This window comes from Paenibacillus amylolyticus (genome assembly GCF_001570725.1).
Taxonomy (GTDB): domain Bacteria; phylum Bacillota; class Bacilli; order Paenibacillales; family Paenibacillaceae; genus Paenibacillus; species Paenibacillus amylolyticus_A.
The window spans coordinates 689,729-702,207 of the sequence record NZ_BCNV01000005.1 but is presented as its reverse complement, the minus strand read 5'-3'; the positions used below and the strand labels follow the sequence as shown (position 1 = coordinate 702,207).

The following is a 12,479-nucleotide window of genomic DNA, read 5'->3' as shown; positions in this document are numbered from 1 at the left end:
ATAAACAAAAAACCTTATCCACAAGGGATAAGGTTGGGTCTGGAATAATATTCAAGAATAGCTGTAACCATTACATTTATCTATTTAAGATTTCGAACGAGTCTCCGGATTCAGCTTGACGCGCATGCGCATCAGGAAGTTGATAACCGGTCTTCTCGTTTTACTGACAAGTCCGATGACTTCTGCCCCCACCTGGAGGAAGAACATCATGATACAGATGACCACGAACGTTACCCAGTTCGCTTCAAACATGGCAGCGGACGATTGGATAATTGCAAGGACTCCGAAGAACGCGGCAATTCCATAAATGATCAGTACCGTCTGACGGTGACTGAATCCAAGTTCACGCAAGCAGTGATGCAGGTGACCTTTGTCCGGTGCGAAAATCGGTTTCCGTTGTACCGCACGACGGATAATCGCGAAGAAGGTATCCGAGAGCGGCACACCGATAATGATCAGCGGGGTAATGAAGGACACGATAGCAATTTGTTTGAATCCGAGCATAGACAGCATCGCCAGAGAGAAACCAAGGAATAGTGACCCGGTATCTCCCATGAAGATCTTCGCCGGGTGGAAGTTGAAGAACAGGAATCCAATGATGCTACCCAGCAGCACAAGACACATCAAGGCGATCATCATGTTCCCCATCAGGAACGACATCACGGCAATGGTACCAATTGCAATACCAGATACACCGGCAGCCAGACCATCCAGACCATCAATCAAGTTAATCGCATTGGTTACACCAACGATCCACAAGATCGTCAACGGAATGGATACCCAAGCTTCGAGTGAAGAGTAGGAATCCTGAAAAGGAATGTTAACGAAATCTACGCGGATATTAAATCCGAATACAACGACAGAAGCAGCAACGATCTGACCGAGCAACTTCACTTTGGCCGACAGTTCAAACCGATCATCAAGTGCTCCGATCAGTACGATAATCGTTCCACCAATCAGAAACGCGCTGACAAAACTCATATCCCGAGTCGTGAACCATGCCGATACAAACGGAAGCAATGCAGCAACTGTAATAATAAAGGCCAGGAATATCCCCAGACCACCTAGACGTGGCATGATCCGTGTGTGTACTTTACGTGCATTCGGCGTATCCATCGCGCCAATGCGGACTGCGAACTTTTTGACAAGCGGTGTCAGGGCAAGAGCCAGTCCCATTGACACGATAAATCCAATGATAAAGATCGCTACCATTTGAACATTCGACCCCCAATTATAATACCTGTACGAAATTATAAATCCCCTGATCTCTTTTTATATATAAAAATATTTGTTAGTCACTTTTGATGAAAAATCTTGTTACACGATAACGAAGAGTGCAAGGAAAACCTAGAGAAGTGTAACGTTCGCATTTATCACCGGATTTCATCCTTTGAAAAAGGATAAAAAGAAGTCTGGGGATAACGGCGATCGAAAGGTTGCCTTGCAATCGTAGTGCCAAGTGTAACGCTTCTGTTTTCATGGAGTGGCACACATGTAATCCGGAATGAATTATACGCCGATCCCACCCGAAAAGCCATCCTCAATTTCTAGCAAAAACAAGCATTTATCTCGTAATTACCTGTTTTTAACGGATTTTCGTCACGTTTTCTTTGTCCCGCATCACCTTAACAGCGAATTTCGGAAGCGCAAGCATCCGGCCAGCCCTGCTTGGTTCACGCAACAAGCGATAGAACCATTCCAGTCTTAACTTTTGAAACAGGACAGGCGCACGTTTGGTTTTGCCCGAAATCACATCAAAGCTGCCGCCAACGCCCATGGTTACGGGAACTTGTAGTGCATCTTTGTGCTGGTGAATCCACGGTTCTTGGGTGTCTGCCCCACGTGCTACAAACAACAGATCAGGTGCTGCTTCCCGTATGGAAGCAACAACCTGTTCATCCTCAGCCGGACCAAAATAACCGTCGCGATAACCCACAATTCGAATCGCCGGATATTGCTGTTGTAACCGAACTGCCGTTTCTTGAATCACCTCAGGGGTGGAACCAAGCAGATATACGCCCCATCGATAGTTTTCTCCAACACGCAGCAATTCATGTAAAAGCTCAAATCCCGGCACGCGCTCAGCTACAGGATCTCCACAATAATTAGCAGCCCATACGACACCTGTTCCATCAGGAACAATCAATTCCGCAGCTTGCATGACTTCCATAATTGCGGGATTTTCCAATGCGGCCATAACCATAATGGGATTGGCTGTAATGACCTGATGTGGTGTCTGCTTGGACAGCACAGCTTCCTGGAGAACCTTCACCGTTTCTTTCATCGTCAGTTTGGAAAAAGGAATGCCGTAGATCGAAACGGTAGGTATTGATCCGGTCTGACTCATCTTTATCTCATCCTTTGCGGCCTAAATAGTTAATAATCTGCTGTGCAGGCACTCTGGCTTCCTGCTTCAGTTCAGTGATGCCTTCTTCATGTTCCTTCAACCACTGTGAACGTTGATCCAACAGTCCAACGACCGTCTTGGCGAGCTTGTCACCATCGAGTGTATCCGTATTGCCTGCCGGCTCACTATCCAGACGAAGCAGGAATTGATCGATTTTGGGATCATACGAGATGCCCACCGGAGGCACATACTGCGATGCCGCATAGATCAGACTGTGCAGACGCATACCAATGACAAGATCACACTTGCTGACTTCCTCCAGCATAAGCTGAGGATCGGTCAGATCTTGAGTGATGCTAATCTCACTGCCTTTGCTGGTCACATCACCGAGCATTTCCATAAGGAATCGTGATGCCTGTTCATCAACTGGCAAATGAAACGGCAGAAAACGCAAGTGCACGGCTTTTTTGGAGCATAGCTTTTTTAATCCGGCGGCAATAGCCGTAAGCTCTTTACGGTCTGACTCCCAGAACCGCACCGATACGCCGATCACGGGAAGCTTGGTATGTCCTCCAGATGAAGGTTCCACTCGGTTAGCTTGGTTAGCAGCATCTGCTAAAGTAGCGCCTACTCCAGTTTTCGAATGACTTTCAGGTAATGGTAAGCCCATTACTGGGTCGGGTACTACATGGATCTGATTCCACTGTAGCCCGAGCCCACGCAGGTAGTCTGCAGATTGTTCATCCCGAACGGATACATAGGCGCAGGCCTTGAAGACCGATTTGATCATCGGATTGAAAATTTTACGGTTCACAGGACCAATCCCCTGTGCATAGATAAACGTTGGTTTTTTCAACCACTGGGCCAGCTTGATGACACCCAGATAATAAGGAATGGATTTCAGTCCAGTTGCATCCTGCAACAGACTTCCTCCGCCACTGATTAATCCGTCACTCTCCTTGAGAGCTTCACGGACTTCCTTCAGTTTCATCCGATGCACAGAGCGCACACCGTACATGGAGGTTGTCCACTCGGGATCACCCGAGAGTACAATCGGTTCAATGGTGACGTTAGACCTCTGACTTTCCTCTTCCAGCGCTGTCAAAATCGACTTTAGCACCGCTTCGTCTCCGCTGTTGCGGAATCCGTAATACCCCGAGATGACTAACTTTTGAGAAGTGGTGACCATTTTTTCCAACATCCTTCCGCTACTTGCCACACACCCACAGCAATGATACCGAAGATTAAGCCAAGTCCCAATCCCATCACTCCACGAATGAGTGACAATACAGCCGGCGTATGGATATGCGCGAACGTATCCACCATGGACAATTGTCCAATCGCTGCAATAATGAGCACAAAGATGACTTTACGATATTTTAAAGCGGCGAACACGCCAACGATAAACAGCGGGTGTCCCAGCATAAATTCTTTAAATCTCGGCCGTACACCGAACGTATCTTCCAGCGTGGTACGCAGGAACATCTCGAATGGTGTTACTGAACCCGAGTTGCCTGTACGGCTCAAATAATAGTATCCAACAACGGCAGCAACGAGTGCCAAAACAACCATTAAAACATTAATTGGCATACGAAGCATTTCTTTAATTTTCTTGATCGAGAACGAACCTGAACCACGATAAAACACAATGTAAATCGCTACCAGGGCCATAGGTGCAAAGTGCAACAGACTCACGCCGCGGAACTGGTTAATCACCAGACTGTACGTAATGCTGTTAAGCAACGCGATGACAAAAGGTACCGCCAGGAACGAAAGAATTGATGTTCTTACATATAAAACTAATGTTTGCTTCAAACGACGACCCGCAGATGCGTCTGGTTGACGCTGTTGCTGATAGTTCACTGTACGAACAGCCAGCACCATCGCTATGGTCGGAGCGGCTATGGCCACAAGCAAGGCAATTCCTTGCTCCAGCAGCGTTGGTTTCAAAAGGAACAATCCGGCACTGCCCACCAAAGCAACTGCAAATGCAATCAAGGTCAGTAGTGGGATAAAATAAGAAACCATAAGTGCAATCATCGCAATTGCACCAACGAGAGCAACCAACTTGGCATACCGCTGAATCGACGAATCCTTAACTGTAAATGCTTCAGCTTGTCCAAGTTCAAATCCATGCTTCGCCATGCGTTCTACTGCATGACCCGGTTCACCCAGGCTGTTGATCAGATTCTCAATTGGATCTGTAATCATGGCCTTGGCTGTATTTCGACTAGGGGAAGCATTCATATAGAGCATACGAATGTTTCGGTCTTTGGTTGCCAGAACAAAACGGTCAGCAATCGTATCTACATCCAGATTGGCATCTCCATCACTAAGTGAGTACAGACGCGCGACATTGTAGTCCGTTTTATAAGCAAGGGTCTGGAATCCCGACTGCGGTTTCTTCAAGTTCTCGATGGCTGCAAGACCAATATTGTGTTTGTTCAGCAATTGTGCGAACTGGTCGAGACTTTTCATCTCTGCATTATCATTGTACCCTTTCACAGCATCACCATCAAACAAGATGCGCTTCACGCCATTTTCCTCGAAGAAGGTAAGCAAGCGCTCCATCGATTCCTGGCTATATGGCACACCGTCCGAGATGCGCGGCAAAATGTAGAAACCTTTATCACGCAGCATCTTCACGGCAACCGGATCGGGCTGCAAAGGCTGCATGTTGGCATTCTCCGGAGGAGTCTGCAATATTAAGCCGCTACGACCTTCATATTCCCATGGTTGCACCGGAATCTGCCGATCAGCGAACGTTTGTTCAATAATAGGGGTATACGTCTGTGCGTTTTCCTCCGATGTAAATAACACGTACGTGTAATTTGCATTAGAAGGGATCACATCTTTGGTCAGGTTTGCGAGATCCTGGCCGTTGTACACCATCAGTCGGCGTGTCTTTCTCAGCTCGTCCAATGTACTTTCGAACACAGCCATCGTTGTTACGCCTGCGTCTTTCAGACGAGTCAATTGTTCATTCATGAAATCTTGCGGATGTGCCTGATAGGCGGAAATATCCAGCAGACCTCTATAGTTGAAGACAAGCTCCACCTTTTTGGCAGAAGATTCTGTCTGCACCCGATCACTGATGACAGGGATGGACGCAACCAGACCGATAATAACGACGAGCCACAACCACTTCCGAGAAGCGTTATTCCAATAAAGCCATTTTTGACGCACTACATGTACCTCCTCAAGTGTTGGAACCAAATGCACGTTCAGCTCAAGTAATTCGTTCATTTAACATTTATACAATAGGTTACAAACAGCTTGTGTCAACAAGCCCTCTTATATGCCATATAAATTGAACTAAAGCAATATTTACACTTGCCACTTCGATGACAGAACAACCTTCCGATCGCTGTTATCCCCCAATTTTTTTGATTCACTTTTAATAAAGGTGAAAATCTGGTGATAAAGGCGAACGTTTCACTTCTTCAGGTTATTTCTGCCCTCTACGTTCTCGTGTAAATGTTCAGTTCAATTTATATAGATCCATCTGTAATATTCCAAATAAAAACCCCTCCGCCAACCAACCTTACGGTGCGGAGAGGCCTTCTCATGTTCTTGCTCATTGTTGCATTCGTATTATTGTGCGTCTACACGCGACATCACTGTAGTCACCAGACGCTCGATCCGGCTTTCCGCATCTTCCAAGTTCTCTCCACGCACAGCGAAGTATACTTTGATCTTCGGTTCCGTTCCTGAAGGGCGCAGGCAGAACCATGAACCGTCTGCCAAAATGAACTTCAGTACGTTCTCCTTCGGAAGACCGTCCAGACCAAGGGAATAGTCCAGCACATCTTGTACAGCAATTCCCGCTACTTCTTGTGGCGGATTGGAACGCCAGTCGGTCATTTTGGCCTGAATCTGAGCCACACCGTCTTTGCCTTTCAGCGTACGGGACTCCAGCTTCTCCAGGAAGTATCCGAATTGGTTGTACAGCTCTTGCAAGACATCATAGAGCGTCTTACCTTGACTCTTATAATACGCAGCAGCTTCAGCAATCAGCATCGAGGCAAGGACAGCATCCTTGTCACGGGCATAGTTGCCGGAAAGGTAGCCATAACTCTCTTCATATCCGAACAAGAATGTATGACTGCCTGTAGCTTCGAACTGGTTCATTTTCTCACCAATATATTTGAAGCCTGTCAATGTGTTCATCACTTCTGCACCGTAATGTTCAGCAATGACAGCACCCATCTCACTTGTTACGATCGTTTTGACAACCGCACCATTGCTTGGCAGTGTACCTGTCTCTTGCAGGCGACTTAACAGGTAATGTACCATAATGGCACCCGACTGGTTACCGGACAAGACGAAATATTTGCCATCGTTGTCTTTCACAACAGCACCCATGCGGTCTGCATCCGGATCTGTTCCAATCAGAATGTCAGCGCCAACGGATTCTCCCAGCTTCATTGCAAGCGTAAACGCTTCGCGTTCTTCCGGGTTAGGGGACTTCACTGTAGAGAATTCAGCATCCGGCTGTTCTTGTTCGGCTACAATGTGCACTTGCTCGAATCCGATCTGCTCCAGCACGCGACGTACAGGGATGTTACCTGTTCCGTGAAGCGGTGTGTATACGATTTTGAAATCACGGCCTGTGCCGGATTGGATCAGTTCGCGGCTCAGACTGCGGCTTGCTACGGTATCCACGAACGCTTGGTCTTGCTCTTCACCCAACCAGATCAGAAGGCCTTGAGCTTCTGCTTCTTCTTGCGTTAGCTTCTTCACGTCAGCAAGAGAAGGCACTTCCTGGATGTATTGAATGACTTTTTCCGCTTCATCCGGTACCAATTGACCGCCCTCATGATTGTAGACTTTATATCCGTTGTATTCAGGTGGGTTATGGCTCGCTGTAACGACAATCCCACCAGTTGCATTCTGATGACGCACCGCGAATGACAACTCCGGAGTTGAACGCAAGGATGGGAACAGCTTGGCTACAATGCCGTTTCCAGCCAGTACAAGCGCAGCATCCAGTGTGAATTCAGGTGAGAAATGACGGGAATCATGAGCAATGACGACAGAAGGTTTACCTTCTTGGTCACCATGCTGCTCAAGTAGATAACGCGCAAACCCTTGAGTCGCCCGACCCACAGTGTAACGGTTCATCCGGTTGCTTCCGGCACCAATGACCCCGCGCAATCCCCCTGTACCAAACTCCAGGTTTCTGTAAAAACGTTCCTCCAGCTCTTTCGGCTGATCCTGCAAGTCACGAAGCTCCTGTTTCGTTGCTTCATCAATCGAAGCATCCTCCAACCATTGCTGCAACGTTTCTGCTGCTGCTGTACTTAACTGTTCCATTCCGATAAACCCCTTCCGTCTATATAAATTCAGGTGTGCTGAGTTACTTCAGCATCTTGCATCATTCAGTCCGTGTACGTTCCTGCATGATGTCAATGCTCACGTATGTAATCAGCTTGGGTCAGACAGTGCAAACATGATCTCGCCTTCAGCGACCACTTTGTCGTTCACTCGGGCAGTTGCTTTACCTTTACCAATCGAACCCTTGAGACGTGTAATCTCCACTTCCAGAATCAACGTATCTCCGGGCACAACTTGTCCACGGAATCGGAAGTTGTCCAGTCCCGCCAAAAAGCCGATCTTGCCTTTATTCGCTTCCAAGTTCAACATAGCCGCTGCACCAACCTGTGCCAATGCTTCGGTGATCAAAACACCCGGCATTACCGGATACTCAGGGAAATGACCGATAAAGAATGGTTCATTAATCGTTACATTTTTCAAACCAACAGCACGTTTGCCATCTTCCATCTCCAAAATTCTGTCCACCAACAGGAACGGCGGACGATGCGGGATAATTTCTTGAATCTGTTTGATATCGAGCACAATGTAATCTCCTCTCGGGATGTTTATATGAGCGTTCTTCATCATGAATTTTTCATGTGCGCATAGGTGATCGTTACGGTTACGGATCGTTCTTTCGATCGCTGTTGTTTCCTAATGTTTCTGAACTATTTTTCAGATGGATAACATTTGGAAACAAAGGCGAGCGCTTCGCTTCTTTCGAACGATTCCGTTCCCTCCACTGCTTTAGTGCGGACATGGAAAACCTGATTATGATCAAGTCGAAGCTCATATAAATGGGTTTTTAATTTTTAAATTTTGTATGGAAAGCATATTTTCGGTTAACACTAGTTATATCCTTCATGACTGCAGTAGTGAAGGTTAAGATAAGGGGTCTCTCTTCGCGATGACGAATGTCTTTCGCAGGGGAGGCCTCTTTTGACGTCAAACGTCATCCATCATTATACTGTTTTCAACGTCAAAAAGAAAACTCCTGCCTGCGCAGGAGTTTTCGCTTAACTCGTTACATTATGGAGCGAATACCAGATTATATACATGTTCCCATGTACTCCATTGCAATACGGAACCGATATCCTGTTTGCCCAGTACCACATATCCAGCTACCATTCCGCCAGCAAGGGCAAGAACAAGCAGGACCGGAACCAGAAACCATCTTGCGATGCGCCATCCACTCTTCTTCTTCTTGACTTCCTTCTTCTCTGGCTTACTGTTCTGCTGCTGTGTTTCTGTCATCACATTCACCTTTTACGCTCTTATAGTGTTGGCAAGACCCATCATGGAGTCACTCGAAGTTAGCGCCCGTGCCGCCAGCTGATATGTCCGCTGTCCTTGCATAAGCAAAGCCATCTCCTGTGTCAAATCCACATTGGATTGCTCCAGATAACCTGGGCGGATCATGGCTGTCGCTTGACGTGTAGCTGCATCAGCGCCAAATACATCATCCTCGGTTAATCCCGCATCCAGCCCAAACAGATTATCTGCATACTGTACGAGCCCCTCAGGGCGTTCAATGTCTACCACTTGCAGCTGTGCTCCAATGGTTGCGTTCGCCTCATTACCGCGTCGGATTAACAGGTTGCCATTTTCATCAAAAGCAACTTTGCTATTATTCGGTGCAGTAATACGGTTTCCTAAACGATCCAGAGCAAAGTGACCTTCGCCATTGACCATCACCATCATATCTGGTGAATTGGGAGTAGGTTTCGGTCTTGTATCCGGTACAAAATGAAATGCACCCTGACGTGTCCACATTTTCTCCCCATTCGCTTCAACTGCAAACATGGCATTCCCCTCAATGGCCAGATCGGTCGGAAGGCCCGTCTCATTTAAGGTGCCCTGAGACATATCCTTCGTCACATCTGCCAAACGAGCACCAAAACCGAGGTTATAGCCCATCGGTGTGGAGCGTCCGTCGAGCTTGTACTTGTCTGGTTGTTGTTGAACCCGTGTCAGCACATCCTCGAAAGCCGCTTGCTTACTCTTATAGCCTGCCGTATTCACATTGGCAATATTATCGGAAATGACATCCAGACGCTGCTGTATGGCGGTCATGGAAACTTTGGCACTAATCATGGAATTATTCATCGGTGGTTTACCCTCCCTTGGTTCCTGTCCACCCTCCCAAACCCTCCCTAGTAGGGAGGGCCCCAGATGGCGCTGCCCTCTGGACTCCCGAAACAGGCGGATTAGGTAAGTGGGGTACGATCTTGCTAAGTGACGGATGGTGTGTGTGCGCCGCGACTGCCCGACTATGATTGCCGCCATAGTTTCACATGGCTGAATCATAGCACGGCACGCTCTTTATGCGGCGTGTAGCTCCGCGGGGTCTCTTCCTTGCTTTGCTCCGCAAAGGGCTGTCGAGACCGTCGCTTCGCTCAGGTACTGCTACGCAATCCTCGCATAAACTCGGCTGCGTCTAGGCTCTTGCGCTCCGCGTGGTCTCTTTCCTGCTTTGCTTCGCAAAGGACTGTCGAGACCGTCGCTTCGCTCAGGTACTGCTGCGCAATCCTCGCATAAGCTCGGCTGCGTCTAGGCTCTTGCGCTTCGCGTGAGCCTCTCTGCTTTGCTACGCAAAGGGCGTTTGGCTCTCCGCTACGCGGTTATATTTAAACGTCAGCGTTATACACGACCGACGTCATTGACGGCTTTTTCCAAACTGCGATCGTAGAATTGAACGATCTTCTGGTTCGCTTCATATGCACGGTATGCAGCGTTCATATCAACCGTTGCCTGTGAAGCATCGACATTCGAGCCTTCCAGGTATCCCTGACGGATCTGCACATTATCACCAGCAGCCAGCATCCGGGCAGTTGCCCCGTTTTCATCACTCAGACTGAAATTGCCATCACCTTGACGAACCAGTTGATTCGGCTGGTCAATGACACTAATACCGAGAGTAACGCCTGTCGGTGCACCCGTTGCTGCATCCACAAGACGGCCTTGCTCATCCACTTTAAATTGCTCTACCGAACCTGTCAACACTACAGGTTGTCCATTATTATCCAGAACTTGTGAACCTGTTGAACTAAGCAACTGTCCGGTTCCTGTAATCTCGAAGTGACCATCACGTGTATATCCGGTGTTACCTTGTGCATCCTGAACTGTAAAATACGCCTGAGGCTGGTAAGTTACCGTACCATCGGCCCGTACAAATTTGCCTGAAGCGTCAAACGGGACAGGTTGTCCAGTCTGCGGATCATTGACAGTCATATTGGATGAAATGGAAAAATCATTTTTCTGTCCAGTCTCCATAATGGTCCCTTGCAAATTCATGGACAAACTCTCTTCCGCGAACACCCCTGTGTTCAGCTTGCCCAGCCGCTTTGTCGGGAGATTCGCATCTCCGCCTACCAAGGTAATGAGCATTTCCGGGAAGGAACGACTTACGCTGTTCACCTGTTTGTATCCCGTCGTGTTCGCATTTACAATATTCTGTGTTGCTGTGTCATGGCGGCGTTGTTGCGTAATCATTCCCGCAGTAGCGGTGTACAGACCTCTTAACATGAATTAACCCCTCTCCTCAAGCGCTTGTCCTGCATTACAGGCTGGCTGCTTGTCCGTTCTGCTTTCCGAGCATGGCGAACCTTTGCTTTTTATATCGGCAGATTAGAACTTTTTCTTAACCACCTGATCCAAATTATTAAGCATAATGCCTGTCCCCTTCACGACACAATGCATTGGATCTTCCGCAACCCACACCGGTACATGCAATTCATTGGACAAAAGCTCGTCCAGTCCGTTCAGCAATGCGCCTCCACCAGTCAAAACAACACCACGGTCGATAATGTCCGCTGACAATTCCGGCGGTGTACGTTCCAATACCGATTTGGCTGCCACGATGATGGATTGCACGGAATCCCAGAGCGCTTCCTGTACTTCATTTCCCGATACCGTTACGGTAACAGGCAAACCGGATACCATATCGCGTCCGCGAATATCCATCTCGGACTGACGTCCACCTGGCGTCACGGAACCAATCGCAATTTTGATATCTTCTGCGGTCCGTTCACCGATCATGAGCTTGTACTTGGCTTTGATAAACTTGATAATCGCTTCGTCGAACTTGTCCCCTGCGACTTTAATAGAAGAGGCGGTGACCACGTCGCCCATAGAAAGGACTGCAACGTCAGTCGTGCCGCCGCCGATATCCACGACCATATTGCCGCTCGGCTGAAAAATATCCATTCCCGCACCGATCGCTGCCGCTTTTGGCTCTTCTTCCAGAAACACTTCTTTGGCACCGCTGCGCTCCGCCGCTTCACGGATGGCCTTCTGCTCTACAGAAGTAATGTTCGTAGGTGCACAGATCAGAATTCGAGGGTGGCTGTACCAGCTTCTTGCACCCACACGATTAATGAAATGTCTGAGCATCGCTTCCGTAATTTCGAAGTCCGCAATAACGCCGTCTCGCAGCGGTCTAATGGCAACAATGTTACCTGGAGTACGCCCCACCATACGACGCGCTTCTTCCCCAACAGCAAGGACACGCTTCGTATCTCTTTCAATGGTCACGACGGAAGGTTCATCGAGGACAACCCCACTTCCTTTCACGTGAATAAGCACGTTCGCCGTGCCAAGATCAATACCGATATCCTTGCTAAACATAAAAGAGCCCCCAAAGTGATATTATTTGGTCAGCGTATCCTGTGAAAAAGAGTCCCTTATCACGTCACCGCTCGTTCGACAAAGTGCAACATATATATGTAAAAATCGGGCTGATAAGATGTCATAATTCGATCCTGTACCAGCTTTTAACATATCATACTTCAGGGGAGGGATTCAATGCATGTGTGAG

10 protein-coding genes are annotated in these 12,479 nt (G+C 48.0%); all 10 read right to left on the bottom strand.

The genetic code is table 11. The annotated features are described in order from the left end of the window. Positions 1-84: 84 nt before the first annotated feature. Positions 85-1,212: a glycosyltransferase family 4 protein gene (locus tag PAHA3_RS23005; protein WP_036612523.1), complete on the bottom strand. Its 1,128-nt coding sequence runs from the start codon at positions 1,210-1,212 to the stop codon at positions 85-87. A gap of 373 nt (positions 1,213-1,585) precedes the next feature. Further along, on the bottom strand, positions 1,586-2,347 hold the full coding sequence (locus tag PAHA3_RS23000; RefSeq protein ID WP_062836978.1) for a WecB/TagA/CpsF family glycosyltransferase: 762 nt from the start codon (positions 2,345-2,347) through the stop codon (positions 1,586-1,588). Positions 2,348-2,354: 7 nt separating this feature from the next. Then, entirely contained in the window at positions 2,355-3,536 is a 1,182-nt protein-coding gene (gene csaB, locus PAHA3_RS22995) for a polysaccharide pyruvyl transferase CsaB (RefSeq protein ID WP_062836977.1), read from the bottom strand. After that, positions 3,512-5,533: a DUF5693 family protein gene (locus PAHA3_RS22990; RefSeq protein WP_062836976.1), complete on the bottom strand. Its 2,022-nt coding sequence runs from the start codon at positions 5,531-5,533 to the stop codon at positions 3,512-3,514. Before PAHA3_RS22990 ends, csaB begins: the two co-directional genes overlap by 25 nt. A 408-nt stretch (positions 5,534-5,941) precedes the next feature. Continuing rightward, entirely contained in the window at positions 5,942-7,663 is a 1,722-nt protein-coding gene (locus tag PAHA3_RS22985; RefSeq protein ID WP_062836975.1) for a phospho-sugar mutase, read from the bottom strand. A gap of 111 nt (positions 7,664-7,774) precedes the next feature. Continuing rightward, a complete protein-coding gene (fabZ, locus tag PAHA3_RS22980; RefSeq protein ID WP_062836974.1) occupies positions 7,775-8,206 on the bottom strand; it encodes a 3-hydroxyacyl-ACP dehydratase FabZ in 432 nt (143 codons plus the stop codon). 486 nt (positions 8,207-8,692) lie between these two features. After that, the gene (locus tag PAHA3_RS22975; protein ID WP_062836973.1) at positions 8,693-8,917 is read right to left on the bottom strand and encodes a DNA-directed RNA polymerase subunit beta; all 225 of its coding nucleotides are present in this window, start codon (positions 8,915-8,917) and stop codon (positions 8,693-8,695) included. Positions 8,918-8,929: 12 nt separating this feature from the next. After that, entirely contained in the window at positions 8,930-9,769 is an 840-nt protein-coding gene (locus PAHA3_RS22970) for a flagellar hook-basal body protein (RefSeq protein ID WP_062836972.1), read from the bottom strand. A gap of 534 nt (positions 9,770-10,303) precedes the next feature. After that, complete coding sequence (locus PAHA3_RS22965) at positions 10,304-11,188, bottom strand: flagellar hook-basal body protein (protein ID WP_062836971.1); 885 nt, start codon at positions 11,186-11,188, stop codon at positions 10,304-10,306. A gap of 102 nt (positions 11,189-11,290) precedes the next feature. Next, positions 11,291-12,289 carry a rod shape-determining protein gene (locus PAHA3_RS22960; protein WP_062836970.1) on the bottom strand — a complete coding sequence of 333 codons (999 nt, stop codon included), beginning with the start codon at positions 12,287-12,289 and terminating at the stop codon, positions 11,291-11,293. Positions 12,290-12,479 lie beyond the last annotated feature (190 nt).